At 68.6% G+C, this 19,999-nt stretch carries 22 protein-coding genes; 3 read left to right on the top strand and 19 right to left on the bottom strand.

The window, feature by feature from the left end:
- Positions 1-84: 84 nt before the first annotated feature.
- The 6 genes from QRN63_RS02655 to QRN63_RS02630 all read right to left on the bottom strand — a co-directional run bounded on the left by QRN63_RS02655 (position 85) and on the right by QRN63_RS02630 (position 6,045).
- Positions 85-579 carry a hypothetical protein gene (locus QRN63_RS02655; protein WP_285029077.1) on the bottom strand — a complete coding sequence of 165 codons (495 nt, stop codon included), beginning with the start codon at positions 577-579 and terminating at the stop codon, positions 85-87.
- On the bottom strand, positions 576-1,556 hold the full coding sequence (gene hemB, locus QRN63_RS02650; protein WP_267318794.1) for a porphobilinogen synthase: 981 nt from the start codon (positions 1,554-1,556) through the stop codon (positions 576-578). Before hemB ends, QRN63_RS02655 begins: the two co-directional genes overlap by 4 nt.
- 20 nt (positions 1,557-1,576) lie before the next feature.
- On the bottom strand, positions 1,577-3,259 hold the full coding sequence (locus tag QRN63_RS02645) for a bifunctional uroporphyrinogen-III C-methyltransferase/uroporphyrinogen-III synthase (RefSeq protein WP_285029075.1): 1,683 nt from the start codon (positions 3,257-3,259) through the stop codon (positions 1,577-1,579).
- A 3-nt stretch (positions 3,260-3,262) separates the two neighbouring features.
- Positions 3,263-4,222, bottom strand: coding sequence for a hydroxymethylbilane synthase (gene hemC, locus QRN63_RS02640; RefSeq protein WP_285029073.1), 960 nt, complete (start codon positions 4,220-4,222; stop codon positions 3,263-3,265).
- A gap of 6 nt (positions 4,223-4,228) precedes the next feature.
- Positions 4,229-5,599, bottom strand: coding sequence for a glutamyl-tRNA reductase (locus tag QRN63_RS02635; RefSeq protein WP_267318791.1), 1,371 nt, complete (start codon positions 5,597-5,599; stop codon positions 4,229-4,231).
- A 176-nt stretch (positions 5,600-5,775) separates the two neighbouring features.
- Positions 5,776-6,045 carry a glutaredoxin family protein gene (locus tag QRN63_RS02630; RefSeq protein ID WP_267318790.1) on the bottom strand — a complete coding sequence of 90 codons (270 nt, stop codon included), beginning with the start codon at positions 6,043-6,045 and terminating at the stop codon, positions 5,776-5,778.
- A 33-nt stretch (positions 6,046-6,078) separates the two neighbouring features.
- Between QRN63_RS02630 and QRN63_RS02625 the strand changes: the two genes are divergently transcribed.
- Together QRN63_RS02625 and QRN63_RS02620 are read left to right on the top strand one after the other, a co-directional pair.
- Positions 6,079-6,987 (top strand): HAD family hydrolase, encoded by a 909-nt coding sequence (locus QRN63_RS02625; protein WP_267318789.1) that lies wholly within the window; start codon positions 6,079-6,081, stop codon positions 6,985-6,987.
- A gap of 71 nt (positions 6,988-7,058) precedes the next feature.
- Entirely contained in the window at positions 7,059-7,589 is a 531-nt protein-coding gene (locus QRN63_RS02620) for an FAS1-like dehydratase domain-containing protein (RefSeq protein WP_212807058.1), read from the top strand.
- 27 nt (positions 7,590-7,616) lie between these two features.
- Here the strand turns inward: QRN63_RS02620 and QRN63_RS02615 are convergent, their stop codons facing one another.
- The 8 genes from QRN63_RS02615 to QRN63_RS02580 form a co-directional block, all read right to left on the bottom strand.
- A complete protein-coding gene (locus tag QRN63_RS02615) occupies positions 7,617-8,675 on the bottom strand; it encodes a lysophospholipid acyltransferase family protein (protein ID WP_267318788.1) in 1,059 nt (352 codons plus the stop codon).
- 33 nt (positions 8,676-8,708) lie between these two features.
- Positions 8,709-9,827, bottom strand: coding sequence for an SDR family oxidoreductase (locus QRN63_RS02610; protein WP_285029067.1), 1,119 nt, complete (start codon positions 9,825-9,827; stop codon positions 8,709-8,711).
- 39 nt (positions 9,828-9,866) lie between these two features.
- Positions 9,867-9,968, bottom strand: coding sequence for a 30S ribosomal protein bS22 (locus QRN63_RS02605; RefSeq protein WP_003402602.1), 102 nt, complete (start codon positions 9,966-9,968; stop codon positions 9,867-9,869).
- Between the two features lie 227 nt (positions 9,969-10,195).
- Positions 10,196-10,420, bottom strand: coding sequence for a cell division/environmental response transcriptional regulator (locus QRN63_RS02600; protein WP_029105159.1), 225 nt, complete (start codon positions 10,418-10,420; stop codon positions 10,196-10,198).
- 139 nt (positions 10,421-10,559) lie between these two features.
- Entirely contained in the window at positions 10,560-11,423 is an 864-nt protein-coding gene (proC, locus tag QRN63_RS02595; RefSeq protein ID WP_267318786.1) for a pyrroline-5-carboxylate reductase, read from the bottom strand.
- A gap of 29 nt (positions 11,424-11,452) precedes the next feature.
- A complete protein-coding gene (locus tag QRN63_RS02590) occupies positions 11,453-12,298 on the bottom strand; it encodes a sugar phosphate isomerase/epimerase family protein (protein WP_267318785.1) in 846 nt (281 codons plus the stop codon).
- Positions 12,299-12,309: 11 nt separating this feature from the next.
- Positions 12,310-13,488, bottom strand: coding sequence for an Rv0497 family membrane protein (locus QRN63_RS02585; protein WP_285029066.1), 1,179 nt, complete (start codon positions 13,486-13,488; stop codon positions 12,310-12,312).
- Entirely contained in the window at positions 13,485-14,471 is a 987-nt protein-coding gene (locus QRN63_RS02580) for a Ppx/GppA family phosphatase (protein WP_064858693.1), read from the bottom strand. The genes QRN63_RS02585 and QRN63_RS02580 overlap by 4 nt, the downstream gene beginning before the upstream one ends.
- 25 nt (positions 14,472-14,496) lie before the next feature.
- Between QRN63_RS02580 and QRN63_RS02575 the strand changes: the two genes are divergently transcribed.
- A complete protein-coding gene (locus tag QRN63_RS02575; RefSeq protein WP_410506106.1) occupies positions 14,497-15,324 on the top strand; it encodes a DUF3109 family protein in 828 nt (275 codons plus the stop codon).
- Between the two features lie 10 nt (positions 15,325-15,334).
- On the opposite strand, the gene regX is transcribed toward QRN63_RS02575, so the two are convergent.
- The 5 genes from regX to mshA form a co-directional block, all read right to left on the bottom strand.
- Positions 15,335-16,021: a two-component sensory transduction protein RegX gene (regX, locus tag QRN63_RS02570; protein ID WP_267318782.1), complete on the bottom strand. Its 687-nt coding sequence runs from the start codon at positions 16,019-16,021 to the stop codon at positions 15,335-15,337.
- The gene (locus QRN63_RS02565; protein ID WP_410506115.1) at positions 16,018-17,229 is read right to left on the bottom strand and encodes a sensor histidine kinase; all 1,212 of its coding nucleotides are present in this window, start codon (positions 17,227-17,229) and stop codon (positions 16,018-16,020) included. The genes regX and QRN63_RS02565 overlap by 4 nt, the downstream gene beginning before the upstream one ends.
- A gap of 129 nt (positions 17,230-17,358) precedes the next feature.
- Positions 17,359-18,102 (bottom strand): phosphoglyceromutase, encoded by a 744-nt coding sequence (locus QRN63_RS02560; RefSeq protein ID WP_285029065.1) that lies wholly within the window; start codon positions 18,100-18,102, stop codon positions 17,359-17,361.
- 53 nt (positions 18,103-18,155) lie between these two features.
- Positions 18,156-18,662, bottom strand: coding sequence for a type III secretion system chaperone family protein (locus QRN63_RS02555; RefSeq protein WP_285029064.1), 507 nt, complete (start codon positions 18,660-18,662; stop codon positions 18,156-18,158).
- Positions 18,659-19,945: a D-inositol-3-phosphate glycosyltransferase gene (gene mshA, locus QRN63_RS02550; protein ID WP_267318778.1), complete on the bottom strand. Its 1,287-nt coding sequence runs from the start codon at positions 19,943-19,945 to the stop codon at positions 18,659-18,661. Before mshA ends, QRN63_RS02555 begins: the two co-directional genes overlap by 4 nt.
- Positions 19,946-19,999 lie beyond the last annotated feature (54 nt).

The raw sequence follows: 19,999 nt of genomic DNA, 5'->3' as shown, positions 1-19,999 counted from the left end.
GAGTGGCCCCGAACTGCACGCTCCGCGCGGCGTGTTGCCGGGCAGACGCGGCCGCTCGCGGGGGCTCGCGCGGGGGGATGGGCACTAGCGCACGAAGTAGGCGTTCGAATCGGGGCGGTGCAACAGGTACACGCCGCCGCCGATCAGCACGGCACCGCCGATGCCGCACACCGCGTAGCCCAGGGCCGCCGCCGCGCCGTGGTAGTTGGCGAACAGATTGGTGGTCAGGTACAGGATCGTGGCCGCCGACCCGCCCGTGAGAATGCTGCGCGCCCACCGGTAGCCCTGCCGCAACAGCACCAGGAACGTGGCCACCAGGACCGCGATGATGAACAGCATCAGACCGGACACCGCGTACGCGTAGCCCGACACCTCGCGCTCGGGCGTCGTCAGCAGGTTGATGACGTAGCCGATCACCGACAGCGGCAGCGCGGCCGTCCACAGCCAGAATCCGGTGGCGACGTCCTGCGGCATTTCGTGCGGCCCGGAGCTTGGCCCGTCCGGCCCCGGACCCTGATATGGCGGGTACTGCGGGTTGTGGGGCTGGTGCTGCGGGTCGTACGGGTTGTGTGGGTTCACCGCAACCAGCCCGCGACGTCCGTCGCCCAGTACGTGAGGACGATGTCGGCGCCCGCGCGCCGGATGCTGAGCAGCGACTCCAGGACCGAGGCCCGCAGATCGATCCAGCCGTTGGCCGCCGCCGCGCTGATCATCGCGTATTCACCCGAAATCTGATACGCCGCAACGGGTACCGGCGAGATGTCGGCGGCGGCGCGCACCACGTCCAGGTAGCTCATGGCCGGCTTGACCATCACCATGTCGGCGCCTTCGGCGAGGTCCAGCTCGATCTCGCGCACCGCTTCGCGGGCGTTGCCCGGATCCTGTTGGTAGGTACGGCGATCGCCCTGCAGGCTGGAGCCCACCGCCTCGCGGAACGGGCCGTAGAACGCCGACGCGAACTTGGCGGCGTAGGCCAGGATCGCGACGTCGCTGTGCCCGGCGTGGTCCAGGCCGTCGCGGATGGCCGCGACCTGACCGTCCATCATGCCGCTGGGGCTGACCACATGCGCGCCGGAATGCGCTTGCGCCACAGCAAGTTTGATGTACTGCTCGTTGGTGGCGTCATTGTCGACCTTGCCCGACGCGTCCAATACGCCGCAATGCCCGTGGTCGGTGAACTCGTCCAGACAGGTGTCGGCCATCAGCACCGTGGCGTCACCGAGGTCCGAATTCAGGTCGCGCAGCGCCACATTCAGGATGCCGTCGGGGTTGACGCCCTCGGAGCCGGTGGCGTCCTTGTCACCGTCACACGGGACGCCGAACAGCATCAGCCCGCCGACACCGGCCTCGACGGCTTCCGCCGCGGCGCGGCGCACCGACTCCCGGGTGTGCTGCACGACACCGGGCATCGAAGTGATCGGACGCGGCTCGGAGAGCCCGTCCGCCACGAACATCGGCAGCACCAGATGCCGTGGCTCCAGCGAGGTTTCGGACACCAGACGCCGGAGCGCCGGGGTGGTACGGAGTCGCCGTGGCCGATGCCGTGGGAATGCCATATAACGGATTTTAGCGACCGCTATCTTCTGCGACTCTTCTTACGCGGCGGCGGCAACGCACCCTCGGCGCGCAGCCGGGCAGCGTGCTCGGCCAGCGCCTCGACCAGCGGGCCGACAGCGGCGGTCTCCGGCTGCACGTCCACGCGCAGACCGAATTCGGCTGCGGTTTCAGCGGTTTTCGGGCCGATGCAGGCGACGATCGTCCGGGCGTGCGGCTTGCCGGCGATACCGACCAGGTTGCGCACCGTGGAGCTCGAGGTGAAGCAGACAGCGTCGAAACCACCGGTCTTGATCATCTCGCGGGTGTGCGCCGGCGGCGGTGCCGCCCGGACGGTGCGGTAGGCCGTGACGTCCTCGATCTCCCAGCCCCGCTCGCGCAGGCCCTCGGCCAGCGTCTCGGTGGCGATGTCGGCGCGCGGCAGCAGCACCCGGTTCACCGGGTCGAAAATCTCGTCGTAGTCCGGGAATTCGTCCAGCAGGCCCAGCGACGACTGCTCACCGGCCGGCACCAGCTCGGGGTTGATGCCGAATGCGCGCACCTTGTCGGCGGTGGCCTGACCGACGCACGCGATCTTCACGCCGGAGAACGCGCGGGCGTCCAGACCGAACTCGTTGAACTTCTCCCACACCGCACGCACCGCGTTGGTGGAGGTGAACACGACCCACTGGAAGCGGCCGTCGACCAGACCCTTGACGGCACGCTCCATCTGGGCGGGGCTGCGCGGCGGCTCGACCGCGATGGTCGGCACCTCGATCGGCAGGGCGCCGTGGCCCACCAGCCGGTCACTCATCTCGCCGGCCTGGTCCTTGGTGCGCGGCACCAGCACGGTCCAGCCGTACAGCGAGCGGCTCTCCCACCAGTTCAGCTTGGCCCGGTGCGCCACCGTCTTGCCGATGGTCACGACCAGCGGACCCGCCAGCGGGCCGACCGGCTCGGGGCCGACCGGCTTCTCCAGCACGGCCTTGTCCAGCAGCCCGGCCAGCGTGGTCTCGATGGACCGCTGCTGGCAGGTGGTGCCGTTGGCCGTCACGACACACGGGGTGTTGTCGGTCAGGCCGTATTCGATCAGCGTGCGGGCGGCGTCCGGCAGGTGCGACACCGTCGCGTGCAGGATCAGCGGCCCGGGGGCAGCGGCCAGCGCGGCCCAGTCGACGTCACCGCGGACGTCGGCCACGGTGTGCGACGAACCGACGGGCAGGCCCGCGTAGGTGGGCACCGCCGTCGACGACGGCAGGCCCGGCACCAGTTCGAAGTGCGCCGCGGTCTTGGCCAGCGCATTCACCTCGGTGATGACGGAATCGACCGACAGCGGGTCGCCGGCGACCAGACGCACCACGTCGACGCCGGTCTTCGCCTCGGCGATGAGCAGCTTGGCCACCTCGGTGGGGTCACCCAGCGCGGGGCGCACGTCGACACCGTGCGGGAACGTCATGGTGGGCGCGGCAGCCGGAGCCGGCGCGGCAGCGTCGTCGGTTTTGGCCTCGGCGGCCGGCTCGACGTCGGCCGGATGCGGCCCGGACGTCGGCGGCAGGTCGGTACCGATCAGCGCCAGCACCGCATCGGGCACATCAGGATCGGTGAAAACCAAGGCCGCATGCGCCAAAACGTTCCGCGCACGCGTCGTCAACAGACCCGGGTCACCGGGGCCTGAACCGACAAAGGTGATGCGGCCGGGCTTGTGCTTACGCACTCGGGTCGTCATCTCTCACTCCCGCTCTACAGTCCGCTGATCCAACACGTCGCGCGCACCCAGGTCGAACAACTCCGCGGCCAACGAGAGCCCCAGCTCCCGTGCCCGTTCGGGGGTTCCGATCCCGGACGCCCGGATCACGTCGGATCCGTCCAGCGCCGCCACGCAACCGCGCAACGACAGCTCTTCGAAGACCCGGCCGTCCTCGTCGATGGACTCGACCACTTCCGCGATCGCACCCACCGGCGCGGAACAACCCGCCTCCAGTTCGGCCAACAGGACTCGTTCGGCAGTGATCGCGGCACGCGTGTCGGGATCGTCCAGCTTTCCCAACAGCATCGCCAGCTCGGTGTCACCCACCCGGCACTCGACCGCGAGGGCGCCCTGCGCCGGCGCTGGCAACATCTGCACCGGCTCGAGGCTCTCGGTGACGGCGTCGAGCCGTCCGATACGGGCCAGACCCGCTCGGGCGACGACAACAGCGTCGAGATCACCACTACTTACCCTGTTCAACCTGGTATCTAGGTTGCCTCGTAGGGGGCGGATTTCCAAACCGAGACCCAGTGCTCTAAGCTGTGCCGCCCGTCGCGGGCTCGACGTGCCGATCACCGAGCCGGCCGGCAACTCCCCCAGCACCAATCCGTCGCGCGCCACAAGGGCGTCACGCGGGTCCTCGCGCGGCGGCACGGCGGCGATGACGAAGCGCTCGTCGGGCGCCGTCGGCAAATCCTTGTACGAGTGCACCGCGACGTCGATGCGGCCGTCGGCCATGGCGTGCCGCAGCTCGGCGGTGAACACACCGATGCCGATGTCGGCGACGGGCGCCTGCGACCGGTCGCCTTCGGTGCTGATGATGACCAGCTCCGCGGGCTGCCCCAGAGCTACCAGAGCGTCGCGGATGGTGCCCGCCTGCGTGGTGGCCAGGAGGCTGCCCCTGGTGCCGATCCGGACAACGTTTTCGAGGGTAGTTACCAAGTGTGGTTACTCAGCCTTGTCGTGGTGGGAATGCGGCTCGCCTGCCGCCAAATCTGGTGCCACCAAGGGCAGTTCGCCGGCGGACACGGCGTCGATGGCCTGCGGATCGAGCTCGAACAGCTCACGCAGTGCCTCGGCGTAGGTGTCACCGCCGGGCGCGCTGGCCAGCTGCTTGACCCGCACGGTCGGCGCGTGCAGCAACTTGTCCACGACCCGGCGGACGGTCTTCGCGACCTCGTCGCGATGGGCGGCGTCGAGTCCCGGAACACGGTTGTCGAGCCGCAACAACTCCGCTTCGACGACGTCGGCGGCACGCTGGCGCAGCGCCGTGACGGTCGGGGTGACCTCGGCCATCCGCTGGCCCGCCAGGTAGCTGGCGACCTCCGCAGCGACGATCGAACGGGCCGCTTCGGCGTCCGAGGCCGCGGCCCGGGCCGACGGTTCCCGCTGGATGCGGTCCATGTCGATCATGTGCACGCCGGGCAGGCCGGCAATCGCGCCGTCGACGTCGCGGGGCATGCCCAGATCGCAGATCACCAGCTGACGGTGCTCGGGGCGGTTCATCAGTCCGCGGTGCGCGTCGGCCAACGACACCACCGGACGCACCGCGCCGGTACATGCGACGACGACGTCCGCGTTGCCCAGCGCGACGGCGATGTCATCGAGCGTGTGGGCGGCCGCGTCGACACCCTGTGCCTTCAGGTTCTCGACCATGCGCTCGGCCCTCGGCAGCGAGCGGTTGACCACCTCGACGCGGGCGATTCCGGCGCGCGTCAGATGCGCGGCGGCCAGGGCTCCCATGGAGCCGGCGCCGATCACGGCGGCCGTGAGCCCGGTGAGCGACGCCAGCTTGTTCCTGGCCATGTCGAGCGCCACCGACACCACCGAGGCACCCGCGGAGTCGATCCCGGTCTCGGAATGCACGCGCTTACCGACCGACAGCGCCCGCTGCGACAGCTCGTGCAGGGTCCGGCCGACGGTCTGGTGCGCCTCGGCGGAGGTGTAGGCCCGGCGCACCTGGCCCAGCACCTGCGCCTCGCCGATGACGGCCGAGTCCAGGCCGCTGGCCACGGCGAACAGATGCTCGACGGCTGCCTCGGCGTACCGCACGTAGGCGTACTTGGTGAGATCGTGCAGCGACATGCCGGACCGCTCGGAGAGCACCGAGCCGATGACCGAGAGGCCGCCGTGAAATGCGTCGACCACGGCGTACACCTCGACCCGGTTACAGGTGGAGAGCACCATGGCCTCGGTGACCAGTGACGACTGCAGCAACAGCTCGACGATCTTGGCCTGCTCTGCCTCGTCGGTGCTGAGCTGCTCCAGCACGGAAACCGGTGCACTGCGGTGCGAAACCCCGAACAGCAGTACGCTCACGGCCTCTTCACCTCGTCGCACCTCCGTCGCGCAGGCAAGTGTCCCGGGCCTCGTCTGACCGCAGGAACGTATTCAAAGCTAGCCGCTCACCAGCCCGCCGACCAAATTTGCTATACGCACGCCGGGCCCCGGGACACGCCCCCCGATCGACCTGGCCGGAAGGTCAACCCGCTGCGTCAACCCGCCAAATCGGCGCGCAGCTGGTCCTCGTCGACCTCCCAGTAGCTGTGCTCAACGTCATCCAGGAGCACCACGGGCAGCCGATCGCCGAATTCCGCGCGCAGGGCGGTGTCGCCGGCCGCGGCCAGGACATCGACATCCGTGCTCGTCAGGACGAATCCGAGTTCGCCGGACAGCTCGACAAGCTGAGCCGCCGCGCGCTCGCACATGCTGCAGCCGGCCCGGGTGAGCAATGTCACGCGGTGGCTGTTCCCTGATCGATCCACGCGCAACAGTATGGCGTGACCTACTGTTGAACCGTGTCCGAATCCAGCCCCGTGACTGCCGACGAGCCCACGGGCACGCCTGTGCCCTCCGGAGCTGATGACGCCGCTGAACTCGATGACTCCGAGCGTGATTCCGGAGCCGACGAACCCGCTGCCCCGGTGCTCCCGCCGCCGCCCGACCTCACCGCAGCCGCGTTCTTCGACGTCGACAACACGCTGGTGCACGGCTCGTCGCTGGTGCACTTCGCCCGCGGCCTGGCCGCCCGCGACTACTTCAAGTACTCAGACCTCGCCCGTTTTGCCTACGCGCAGGCCAAGTTTCAGGTCACCGGCAAGGAGAACAGCGACGACGTCGCCGCCGGTCGGCGCAAGGCCCTGTCCTTCATCGAGGGCCGGCAGACCGCGGAGCTGGAAGCCCTCGGCGACGAGATCTACGACGAGATCATCGCCGACAAGATCTGGCAGGGCACCCGGGCGCTGGCGCAGATGCACCTCGACGCCGGCCAGCAGGTCTGGCTCGTCACCGCGACGCCGATGGAGCTGGCCCAGACCATCGCCCGCAAGCTCGGGCTGACCGGGGCGTTGGGCACCGTCGCCGAGTCGGTCGACGGGGTCTTCACCGGCCGCCTGGTCGGCGACATCCTGCACGGGGTCGGCAAGGCGCATGCCGTTCGCCAACTCGCAATCAGGGAGGGCCTGAACCTGCGCCGCTGCACCGCCTACTCGGACAGCTTCAACGACGTGCCGATGTTGTCGCTGGTCGGCACCGCGGTCGCGATCAACCCCGACGCCGCGCTGCGTGCCGTCGCCCGCGAACGTGGCTGGGAAATCCGCGATTTCCGCACCGCCCGCAAGGCCGCCCGCATCGGCGTGCCCTCGGCGCTGGCCCTCGGCGCGGTCGGCGGGGCGCTGGCGGCCGTGGCGTCACGCAAGGGCAACTGAGGCCGACGGGCTACCCGCACCCCGCCGCGGTGTGCAGGTCAGCGACCCGGACGCTGATAGGCTCACCCGCCATGGGCATTGCGGACGACATCATCGGAACCCACTTCCGGTACCCGGATTACTTCGAGGTCGGCCGCGAGAAGGTCAAGGAATTCGCGCAGGCGGTCCAGGACGATCACCCGGCCCATTTCTCCGAGGAAGCAGCCGCTGAGTGCGGCTCGGACACCCTGATCGCGTCGCTGACGTTCATCGCCGTCGCGGGCCGTCGGGTCCAGCTCGAGCTGTTCAACCAGTTCGACGTGCCGATCAACCTGGAGCGCGTGCTGCACCGCGACCAGAAGCTGATCTTCCACCGCCCGATCAAGGTCGGCGACCGGCTGTGGTTCGACTCCTACCTGGACTCGGTCATCGAGTCGCACGGCACGGTGATCGCCGAGATTCGCGCCGAGGTCACCGACGACTCCGGTGAACCGATCATGACGAGCATCGTCACCATGCTGGGCGAGGCGCAGAACGACGATGAAGCCGGCGAGGTCAGCGCGCAGATCGCCGCGGCCCGCGACGCCGCCATCGCGAAAATGGTTGCGGCGCAAAAGGGCTGAGCCTTTTGCCGCGCACCGCGAGCCGGATTACAGGAACGTGCCCCGGCGGTTGGCCAGCAGCTGGTACAGCGTCTGCTGAATGGTCGCGCGCACCTGGTCGGTCAGCTCGAAGGTGATCATCGGGTCGTCGGCGGCGGACTCGTCGTAGTCGGCCGTCGAGATGGGCTCGCCGAACTGGATGTACCACTTCGACGGCAGCGGCAGCAGGCCGATGGGTCCGGCGAACGGGAACAGCGGCGTCAGCGGGAAGTACGGCAGCCCGAGCAGCCGGGCCAGCAGCTTCACGTCGCCGATCTTCGGGTAGATCTCCTCGGAACCGACGATCGAGCACGGCACGATGGGCGCCCCCGAGCGCAGCGCCGCCGAGACGAAGCCACCGCGGCCGAACCGCTGCAGCTTGTACCGGTCCTTGAAGGGCTTGCCGAGGCCCTTGTACCCCTCGGGGAACACGGCGGTCAGCTCGCCGGCCTCGAGCAGCCGGTGCGCGTCGGCGGTGCAGGCCATGGTGTGTCCGGCCTTGCGCGCGGCCTGTCCCACCATCGGCAGGTCGAAGACGAGGTCGGCGGCCAGCAACCTCAGGTCGCGGTGTTTCGGGTGTTTGTCGTGCACGGCGACCGACGTCATCAGCCCGTCGAACGGCAGCACTCCGGCGTGGTTTGCCACGATCAACGCGGCGCCGTCATCCGGAAGGTTCTCGATACCGGATACCTCGACGCGGAACCATGAGTTGAAAAGCGTTCGCAGCAAAGGAAGAAACACCGCGTTGTTGAGATGCGGGTCGAATCCGAACTCGTCGACGCGGTAGTCACCGGTCATGCGCTTGCGAATGAAATCCGAAGCGGCACCGATGCGTTGGGCCAGTTCGTTGGGCTCGTCGGCGGCCGGAGGGCCGGACGCAGCAAACCGATGCTGGTCGATCTCGCGGACCACGGCGGCGATCTGCTCGGCAGATGCGCGGGTCCCCGGGTCGGTCAACAGCGAAGGATGTCGCAGCGTGGCATCGCGTTTCGACGCCCGCCGCTGGGCAGCGGCACGTGTCGAATTCGAATGTAGCGGAATGACTTTGGCTTTAGATTCGCCCGCCACGTCAATATCTCCCACCATCAAAAACTTGCGAAATCAGCGTCCCCACCGCTGCGCTGCGGCCACTGCACGACGCTCCACTGAGCGTACCCACCCTGGGTCGATAATGGGCGTCAGCGCGCGGCCTGAAACGTAATCGTCAAAAGCCTCCATGGTCGTCCACTTTGGGGTATAGCCGAGTTCCCTCGTCATCCGCGTGGTGTCCATGACCCGGCCATAGCGCATGTAGTCGGACTGTTCGCGGTCCAATTCGACGCCCGCGGTCGCCCGGCGCCAGGCGTCCAGCACCCACATGGTGGGGCCGGCGAGCGGCAACCCGATCCGGCCGGACCGGCGAATGGCCTGGCTCATCAGGATGATGCCGGGCGCCCCGATGTTGAAGGTGCCGGCCCGTCCCACCAGGGTGGCGCGCTCCAGCGCCCCGAGAGCGTCCTGCTCGTGCAGCAGTTGCAACCGGGCGTCGTGCCCCAACGCGGTCGGCACCAGCGGACCCGCCAGGTACCGCGACAGCGCGGTGTCCATGGCCGGACCGATCATGTTGGCCAGCCGCAGGATGGTGACCGCGATGTCGGGTCGCCGCCGCGCGAGACCGCGGGCATAGCCCTCGATGTCGATGCTGTCCCGGGCGAAGCCCTCCCCCGGTGGCCGGCGGGCGCTGCTGTCCTCGGTGAACATCACCGGATCGCGCGGGCTGGCCCCGTAGATCTCCGATGTCGACTTCAGGATCACCCGCCGTACCGAAGGCGCCTTCTGACAGGCCGCGAACAATTGCATCGCGCCCATCACGTTGAGCTCTTTGAGCGCAGCGCGACCGGATTGCGGCACGTATGACGCCGCCGCCGCGTGGACGACCGTGTCGACGTTGCCGTTCCGGATCACCTTGGCGATGAAGGGGTTGCGAATGTCCGCGCGGACGAACTCCGCGCGGCCCATCCGCCGCAACATGTCCTTGCTCGGCGTGATCGCGTCGACCGCGATCACGTGCTCGATGAGCTGGTTCTGAGCGAGTCTGGCTGTCAGATATCCGCCCAGGAACCGGCACGCACCCGTGACCAGAACCACCTTGGGGTGGTGCAGGGTCTCGGGGATGTCCGGGCCGGAATCGCTTCCGCCCGGCGTTGTGGGCCGGCTTCCGGGGCGTCCGTCGGCATCCATTTGGTCAGCCTAGTAGGCGACGCAAACGAGCGCTGAGAACTACTTACCGAGTTTTCTGCGCTGAACCCGGGTGCGACGAAGCAGCTTGCGGTGCTTCTTCTTCGACATGCGCTTACGCCGCTTCTTGATGACTGAACCCATAGACTTTGAAGTCTCCGCTACTAGACGTCGATCCGTGAAGATCGGTGTGAAACCAACCCCGCCACTTTACCCGGCCGGGTTTCCCGTCACGAAAACGCCTGCTGGATACGCCCGCTCATCAGCGATTTCGGCGTGCCCTGCCGCGCTGTCCGAGGCAATTCACGCCGAAGTCGCCGATGCGGTGCTGCGCACGCGAGGTGCGCAGCACTCAGCCGGGCGCGCGGAGACTAACCCGCGTCGTGGTAGGACGACTCGAGGAGGTCGTGCACGGCCTTGGCGTGCACCCGAAATGAGCGGCCGACACGCACCGCGGGCAGCTCTCCGTTGTGCACCAGCCGGTATACCGTCATCTTGCTCACCCGCATAAGGCTCGCAACCTCGGCAACAGTCAGGAACTGCGTTCGTGGCTGATCGCCACCGTCACGCGCCGATGGCCCGTTCATAGACGTCATCGCAACCCAATCAATCAGGCACGGCCAGCTCCAGCGGCTTCCCCTCCGCTGGCACCAACGCGTGCTTACGAGAAGGAGAATAGCGTGGCCAATGTGGTTATTGCGACGGGTGTGGGGTAATCAATCTGAAATCTTAGAACTACTCAGATGTAATTCTTAGCTGCTCAGACCGTGTTTTTGCGGCTTCGACCGCACTTGCGACGGCAGACCGCAGCCCACCCCGTTCGAGTTCCCGCAGCCCAGCGGCCGTAGTGCCCCCCGGAGACGTCACCGAGGCCCGCAATTGCGCGGCGCTGGTGTCCAGCGGACCGACCGCGGAACCCGGGCCGGATTCGGTCATCCGGTCGAGCAACATGGCGGCCGCACCGGCCATCGTCTGGGCCGCCAACTCGGTTGCCACGGGCCGCGGGAGGCCCGCCGCGACACCCGCGTCGACGACCGCCTCGACCATCAGGAAGAAGTACGCAGGACCCGAACCGGACACCGCGGTCACCGCATCCATCTGCTTCTCGGGCACCGTCAGCACGGCGCCGACGGCGGAGAAGATCTCCGATACCTCGGCCAGCTGCGCTTCGTTCGCGAACCGGCCCCGCGACAGCGCCGTGATGCCCGCACCGACCAGCATGGGCGTATTCGGCATCGCCCGGACCACCGGCGCACCGGCCGGCAGTTTGGCTTCGTAGAAGGCCGTGGGGACGCCCGCAGCCACCGACACCACGACCTGCTCGACGCTGCTGCTGTCGGCGTCCGCGGCGGCGTCGGCCAGGACCTCGACGACGCCCTCGACGGCGTCGGGCTTGACGGCCACGATCACATAGGCCGCGTTCTCGGCGGCGTCCGCGACATCCGTGACCCGGACGGAGTACTTCTCGGCGAGCTGTGCGGCGCGCGCCGGATAGGCCTCGGCGACCACCAGATCCTTGACCTGGCGCCCTGACTGCAGCAGCCCCGCCAGCAGGGCCTCGCCGATATTTCCGCCACCGATGATCGCAATTCTCGCCACGGGAGACAGCATGCCAGGACGGCGCGGGGTCAGCGCAGCAGGTGCCGACGCGCGAATTCGAGCGACTCGACGAGCAGCGCCTCCCGCTCGGCGTTGTTGCGCGCCGCCGACGTGGTGACCTCCAGGATCACGTGTCCGGAGAACTCACTGGCGGCCAGCATCTGGCAGATCTGCACCGTCGGCTGGCTGCCGCGCCCGGGCACCAGATGTTCGTCGGTGGACGCGCCGTTGCCGTCGCACAGATGCAGGTGCACCAGCCCCTTGCCCATGCGCCGCGCCATGTCGACGGCATCGGTGCCCGCCGTCGCCGAATGCGACAGGTCCAGGGTGTAGTGGGCGTGATTGCCGTCCAGCGGGTCGTAGGACGGGGCGAACGCCGAGATCCCGGGTCCCGGGGCCCCGCCGCGCTTACGCATCCGCTCGATGGACGGCGCTCCGGTGCCGAAGAACCGGTCGGTGCGGAACGGGAACATGTTCTCGACCGCGACCAGCACCTCGCTCGACGCCTCGAGCTCGGCCACCTGGTCGGAGAAACCCTCGGCGTACCGCCGCTGCCACCGGAACGGCGGGTGCACGACGACCGTCTGCGCACCCAGCTGCTCGGCGGCCCGCACGCTGCGTTCCAGCTTCGGGATCGGATTGGAGCCCCAGACGCGCTGCGAGATCAGCAGGCACGGCGCGTGCACGCTCAGCACCGGGACGCCCCAGCGCTGCGACATCCGCTCGATCGCGTCGATGTCCTGGCTGACCGGCTCGGCCCACACCATCAGCTCGACACCGTCGTAGCCGAGTCGCGCGGCGTACTCGAAGGCAGCCTCGGTCCGCAAGGGATAGACCGACGCGGTGGACAGACCTACCTTGATGGCGGGACGCACAGGCCTCCGGTTCAGGCTGAGTAGAGCAGTGCCAAGGGTCCGAACGTCACCAGACCGCCGACCAGAATCGCGATCAGCGTACTGGCCAGGTCGTGATCCTTCCGGATCACCCGAATGCCGGCGACCAGGCCCAGGATCACCAGCATCGACAGCATGAGCGCCACGATCTGGTTCCAGCGCCACAGCTGGTCGAACGCGAAGAACATGCCGGCACCGAACGCGACGGCCAGCAGGCTCTGCCCGACGACCCACGCGCCGCGCTTGAGGCTGGACCCGGACTTTTCGTCGGCCTCGTCGTCCTCGTGGTCGGCTTCGTCATGGTCGACGGCTTCGTGGTCAACGGCTTCGTTGTCGATGTCCTCGTCGCGCACATCGTGGTCGGCGACGAGCTCCTCGCGCCGGGTGTCCACATCCGCCGCGAAACCACCGAACAGGGCGTCGTAGCGCTCGCTGCGCCCATTGCGCGACGTCTGACGCGGTGGCTCGGGGGCGGCTTCGGTCGCCACGGCGTCGTCGGCGACGGGGACGGCCCCGGTGTCGAGCTTGGCGACGGGCTCCGCGTCCGTGAGCGAGAGCAGATCGTCGTCGATGTCGGCGTCGGCCGGCACGTCGTCGTCGACCGGGTCGGGGCTCATCTCCTCGGCGCCCCGGACCGGCTTGAACGACCACCGGAAGGCGGGCTTGCGCGACGGCGCCACGAACTCCAGCGGGTCGGCCTCGGCATCGCGACGGCGCAGGTGGTCTTCGTAGTCGTCGACCACCGCGGTGTCCGCGGGTGCGGGCTCGACGATGTCGGTGTGCAGCATCTCGTCGTCGACGACGTAGTGGGCCCCGGTGTCGTCGGGCTCCATCTCGTCGGCGGCGGACGGCGTCTCGTCCTCGACGGCGGCAGCCGCCTCCTCGACAGCGGCTTCCGGTTCCGCGGCGGCCTCGGGCTCAGCGACGGGCTCGGGTTCGGCGACCGGCTCCGGAGCGGTCTGCGCCGGGGCCTCAGCCGGCTCGGCGTGCAGCGTCTCGGGCCGGATGATCGGGATTTCGCCGGTCAGTTCGGCGACGGTCACCGCGTCGCTGTTGCCCCGCCGGCGGCGCCGGCGGCCGCCGACCGGCGGCGCACCGATGGTGCCGTTCTTGGCCAGCAGCTCGGCGACCGAGATCGGTCGCGTCGCCGAGAAGTCGTCTGAATCTGTCATCGTGTCTCGCCTTTGGCGGGAGCCAATCCCGCGAACGTTTCCACCAAGTCGGTTCCATCGGCTTCACTGTCGAGTTTCCGCAGGATCACACCCTCCCGCAACGCCCACGGGCAGATGTCCACGGCGTCGAGCGACAGCGCTCGCATGGTTGCCTCGGCCACCAACGCACCGGCCACGATCTGTGGCGCACGGTCGGCACTCACCCCTTCCAGTTCGGCTCTGTCGGCCGTGGTCATCCTAGAGATGAAAGATATGAGCTGTCTGAGGCCGGCGGCGGTCAACGTGCGCTTCACGCGCGGCCCGGCGCCCGACGGCGCCGCTCCGGTGAGCCGCGCCAGCGACCGGAAGGTCTTCGACGTCGCGACGGCCAGCTCCGGCGTGCCCGCCGCGAGCACCTTGGCCGCCGAGGCGGAGATCTCGTTGTCCAGCCAGTCGCGCAGCACGGCCACACGCCGGCGGCCGGGCGGATCCTCCTGCAGCCATTCGCGCGTCAAACGGCCCGCACCCAGCGGCATCGACAGTGCGACGTCGGGTTCTTCGTCGATGCCGCCCGAGAGCTCGAGCGATCCGCCGCCGATGTCGAGGTTGATGATGCGGCCCGCGCTCCAGCCGTACCAGCGGCGCACGGCCAGGAACGTGAGCCGGGATTCGTCGACGCCGGACAGGACCTGCAGCTGGACGCCGGTCTCGGCCCGCACCCGCGCCAGCACGGCCTCGGAGTTGGTGGCATCCCGGACCGCAGATGTGGCGAACGCCATAAACTCCGCGCACCCCGAGCTGGTGGCGATCTTGGCGAACTCGTCGACGGTCGCGACCAGGCTGTCGGCGCCCTTGCGGGTCAATTTGCCGGTGTCGTCGATCGCCTCGGCAAGGCGCAACGAGGCCTTGGTGGAACTCATCGGTGTCGGGTGCCCGCCACGGCGCGCGTCGACTACCAACAGATGAACGGTGTTACTGCCCACGTCGAGGACGCCCAATCGCACGGAAACCACGGTAACGGGTCTACGGTTGCGTGCTGTGACCGCATCGCAGATCAGCCCCGGCGAGCCTTCGAAGCCCGGTTCCCACGAGGTGGGGCTGGACTTTGCCCGCGAGTGGGTGGAGTTCTTCGACCCCGACAATCCGGAGCACCTGATTGCCGCGGATCTGACGTGGCTGCTGTCGAAATGGACTTGCGTCTTCGGGACGCCGGCGTGCCAGGGCACCGTCGAGGGCCGGCCCGACGACGGCTGCTGCAGCCACGGCGCCTTCATGGCCGATGACGACGACGTCGCGCAGCTCGAGGAGTCGGTGAAGCTGCTGACCGACGAGGACTGGCAGTTCCGGGACAAGGGCCTGGGCCGCAAGGGCTACCTCGAGATGGACGAATACGACGACAAGCCCAATCTGCGGACCCGCAAGTACAAGGGCGCGTGCATCTTCCTGAACCGGCCGGGTTTCGCCGGCGGCATCGGCTGCGCGCTGCACAGCAAGGCCCTCAAGCTCGGCGTCGAGCCGCTGACCATGAAGCCCGAGGTCTGCTGGCAGCTGCCGATCCGCCGCACCCAGGACTGGGTGACGCGGCCGGACGGCACCGAGATCCTGCGGACGGTCGTCACCGAGTACGACCGGCGCGGCTGGGGCGAGGGCGGCCACGACCTGGTCTGGTACTGCACGGGCGACCCGGCGGCGCACGTCGGCGCCAAGCCTGTGTGGCAGTCCTACGGGCCCGAACTGACCGAACTGCTCGGTGCGAAGGTGTACGCCGAACTGGCCGCCCTGTGCAAGCGGCGGACCGGGCTGGGGCTCATCGCCGTCCACCCGGCCACTGCGGCTGCCAAGGCGGCCAAGAAGTAACCGCGAGGAATCAGCCCTCGAGCTTGTAACCCAGCCCCCGCACCGTGACGAGGTGCACCGGGTTGGCCGGGTCGGCCTCGATCTTGGACCGCAGCCGCTTCACGTGGACGTCGAGGGTCTTGGTGTCGCCGACGTAGTCGGCGCCCCAGACGCGGTCGATCAGCTGACCACGCGTCAGCACCCGGCCACTGTTGCGCATCAGGTACTCGAGCAGGTCGAACTCCTTGAGCGGCAGCGTGATGGCATCGCCGTTGACCGACACGATGTGCCGCTCGACGTCCATGCGGACCGGGCCGGCCTCCAGCACCCCGTCGGCGCCGACGGTGTCGTCGGTCTCGCCACCGCGGCGCAGCACGGCGCGGATGCGGGCGATGAGCTCGCGGGCCGAGTACGGCTTGGTGACGTAGTCGTCGGCGCCGAGTTCCAGGCCGACGACCTTGTCGATCTCGCTGTCGCGCGCGGTCACCATGATGACCGGCACGCCGGACCGCGAACGCAGCTGCTTACAGACGTCGGTGCCGCTCATGCCGGGCAGCATCAGGTCCAGGAGCACGATGTCGGCCCCGGCCCGGTCGAATTCGGCCAACGCCGACGGACCATCGGTCACGACGGTCGCTTCGAAACCTTCCTTGCGCAACAGGAACGCCAAGGGATCGGCCAGGGACTCCTCGTCCTCCACGATCAGCACACTGGTCATTGGTTCGGTCGCCCTCCTTGTGATGGCAATGAGTGGTCGTCTCCCTCGTCGACATCCGCGTCGTCCGAGTCGAGATAGGCCGGAATCGACAACGTGAACGTCGATCCGGTTCCCGGCTGACTCCACAGCCGGATGGTTCCGTTGTGGTTGGCCGCAACGTGTTTGACGATGGCCAACCCCAGCCCGGTGCCGCCGGTGGCCCGGGACCGCGCCTTGTCGACGCGGAAGAATCGCTCGAAAACCCGTTCCTGATCGGCTTTTTCGATCCCGATGCCGCGGTCGGTCACCGCGATCTCGATGTTGTCGCCGTAGCGGCGCCGGCTGATCGACACCTGGGAACCCTTGGGCGAGTACGAGATTGCGTTGGATACCAGGTTCGCGAGCGCCGTCGCCAGCAGCGTCTCACTGCCCAGCACCTGGTAACCGCGGGGCGCGTCCGTCGTGATCGCGATGTCGGCATTGTCGGCGGCCACCTTATGCCGGGAAACCACCTCGGAGACAACGGAATCCACGTCCACCGCGTCCAGGTGCGGCAGCGGCTCGGCGCCCTGCAGCCGGGACAGTTCGATCAGTTCACCGACCATGTTGGCCAGCCGGGTGGATTCGGTGACGATCTTCTCGGCGAACCGGTTGACCATGTCCTGGTCCTCGGACGACGCCAGCAGCGCCTCGGCCAGCAGCCCCATGGCCCCGACGGGCGTCTTGAGCTCGTGGCTGACGTTGGCGACGAAGTCGCGGCGGCTGGCCTCCATGCGGGCCTGCTCGGACTGGTCGTTGACGTAGACCACCGCGAAGCGGCCGTCCTCCTCCGTCAGCTGACGCGCCAGGCCCCGCACCGCCAGCCGGGAGCGGCCCGGATTGGCCCGCTTGGCCGGCGACAGGTCGAACTCGACGTCCTCGCCGGTGGCCAGCGTGCGCTGCGCGGCCTCCCAGGCCCGGTCGTCGAGCAGCCGGTCCCGCACCAGGCCGAGGTCCTTGGCCAGGCCGTTGGTGTAGACGACGTCGCGGTAGGTGTCGACGACTGCCATTCCCAGGGGTGACATCGACACGATGTGGGCGAACATCTCGGACACCGTGAGGCCGGACTGCTCCGCGGTGCGGCGCTCGCGGCGTTCGCTCAGCCGCGGCGCCCACCGCAAGCCGACCGCGATACCCACAGCCAACGCGAGCAGCGCCGTGGCGGCCACCAGAGGCAGCGCGGACGACAAGCTCACGGGCAAATCGTACGCATCAGGTGAACGTCATCCCAGCAACGAGCGGCCAGATCGATACAAGTCACACGCACAAATCCAGGTGTTTCACTGGAGTTAACCGCAGTTCACCGGTTGTTCGCGACGTCAGTGCTGTTTGGCGCCCTGTGCGGCAACGGCGGCGGCACCCGCGGCGGCGGCCTCGGGGTCCAGGTACTCACCGCCGGGCACCGTCGGCTTCAGGTTTTCGTCCAGTTCGTACTTCAACGGGATGCCCGTCGGGATGTTCAGGCCCGTGATCTCCTCGTCGGACATGCCGTCGAGGTACTTCACCAGGGCACGCAGCGAGTTGCCGTGCGCGGCGATCAAGACGGTCTTACCGGCCCGCAGGTCCGGCGCGATGGTCTCCTCGAAGTAGGGCACGAACCGCTTGACGACGTCGGCGAGGCATTCGGTCAGCGGCGCGTCGATGCCGGCGTAGCGCGGGTCGCCGTCCTGGCTGTAGGTGCTGCCCCTCTCGATCGGGGGCGGCGGGGTGTCGTAGCTGCGGCGCCACGACATGAACTGGTCCTGGCCGTACTTGGCGAGGGTCTCGGCCTTGTCGAGGCCCTGCAGCGCGCCGTAGTGCCGCTCGTTGAGGCGCCAGTCGCGCTGCACGGGAATCCAGTGCCGGTCGGCGGCGTCGAGCGCCAGGTTGGCGGTGGTGATCGCGCGGCGCAGCAGCGACGTGTACAGCACATCCGGCAGCACACCCTGCTCGACCAGCAGCTTTCCGCCGCGGACGGCTTCGGCCCGGCCCTTGTCGGTGAGGTCGACGTCGACCCAACCGGTGAACAGGTTCTTCTCGTTCCACTGGCTCTCGCCGTGGCGCAGCAGGATCAAGGTCGGCATGGCCTGCATCTTCTCACGTGCGGGTTTGTCGGGGGCGGCGCACCCGGGACGTCCTACTCAGGCCGCAAGTGCTCGAACGCCTTGAGGTTCTTCAGCGACTCCCCGCGGGACAGCCGCCACTTCCACTCCTTCTCGATCGACGAGCGGAAGCCCAGCTCGAGCAGCGTGTTGAAGTCGAAGTCGACGGCCTCGATCACCTGGCCCATCAGGCGGTCGATCTCGTCGGGCGTCACCGCGTGCAGCGCCATCCGGCCGACCAGGTAGATGTCGCCGATGTTGTCCAGCGTGTAGGCCATGCCGTACAGCCGCCGGTTGCGGCGCAGCAGGTACTTGTAGACGCCTTCGAAGTTCTCGTCGGGCTTGCGGCAGACGAATGCCTCCAGCCGCACGCCGTGCTCACCGACGCTGAGCAACGTATTGGTGCTCAGCCGGCGCTCGCCGGGCAGCGCGACGACGATGCCGGCCCGGCCGCCCACTCCCCCGTCGTGGTGCGAGAAGTCGAGCTCGTGCGCGCGCAGGGTGTCCTCGATCAACTGGGTGACCGTGGCCGAGGTCGTCATGCCCGCACGCCCCGACGGATCGAGAAACGGCGGCTGCGGCGTGCCGTGGCGTCCCGCCGGGGACGACGGCCGCGGTAGTCGGCGATGGCCCGCGTGTAGCCGGCGAGCAGCGCATCCACGGTATGTGCCCACGAGAACGTCGCGGCGTGCCGCAAAGCGCCCTCCCGCAACGACTCCGGTCCCAGTTCCAGTGTCCGTCCGATAGCATTGGCCCAGTCGACCGGATCGTGGCCGTCGACCAGGACACCGCTCACGCCGTCGCGCACCGCGACGGGCAGCCCGCCCACCGCAGCGGCCACGACGGGCGTCCCGCAGGCCTGCGCTTCCACCGCGACCAGGCCGAACGATTCCGAATAGCTCGGCACCGCAACGAGATCCGCGGCACGGTAGACATTGACCAGCTGTTCGCGGGACTGCGGCGGCAGGAACGTCACGCGGTCGGTGATACCCAGCTCGTCGGCGAGGGAAACCAGGCCGTCGGGTACGGCCAGGCCACTGCCCGACGGACCGCCGGCGACCACGACGCGCACGTCGGGCAGCTTGGCCGCCGCGCGCAGCAGGACGTCGGGGGCCTTCAGCGGCTGGATGCGGCCGACGAAGGCGACCACCTGTTCGTCGAGCGAAAGCCCCAGTGCGGCACGGGCTCCGGCCTTGTCTCCCGGCGTGAAGGTCGTCAGGTCGACGCCGGGGTAGGCCACGTCGATGCGGGCCGGGTCCGCGTGGTGCAGCGAAACCAGTTGCTGCGCTTCGTCTTCGGTGTTGACGATGAGGCGGTCGGCGGCGTCGACCACCTGCTGCTCGCCGACGGCGCGCAGCGCCGGCTCCGGCGTATCGCCCTCGGCCAGCGACAGGTTCTTCACCGCGGCCCAGGTGTGCGCCGTGTGCACCAGGGGCACCGCCCACCGGTCCGAGGCCAGCCAGCCCACCTGCCCGGACAGCCAGTAGTGCGAATGCACGATGTCGTAGTAGCCCGGCTCGTGGTTGGCCTCGACACGCAGGACACCCGCGGTGAAGGCGCACAGCTGCGTCGGCAGGTCGTACTTGTCGAGGCCCTCGAACGGGCCCGCGACGATGTTACGGACCAGCACGCCGGGCGCCACCCGCACGACCGGGGCGTCGGTCGACGACGTCGCCCGGGTGAAGATTTCCACCTCGACGCCGCGGCGGGCCAACTCGAGCGCACTTTGCAGGACGTAGACATTCATACCGCCGGCATCGCCGGTGCCCGGTTGAGCCAGCGGCGAGGTATGGACCGACAAGACGGCGACACGCACGCCCTCCATCCTTACACCGTCGCTCGGACCGCCCGCCGTCCGGTGGTCCGAGCTGGGCATTCA

It is taken from the genome of Mycolicibacterium sp. lyk4-40-TYG-92 (assembly GCF_030209435.1).
GTDB lineage: Bacteria > Actinomycetota > Actinomycetes > Mycobacteriales > Mycobacteriaceae > Mycobacterium.
Note: the sequence above shows the minus strand (reverse complement) of the source record. Positions and strands in the feature narration are given on the sequence as shown.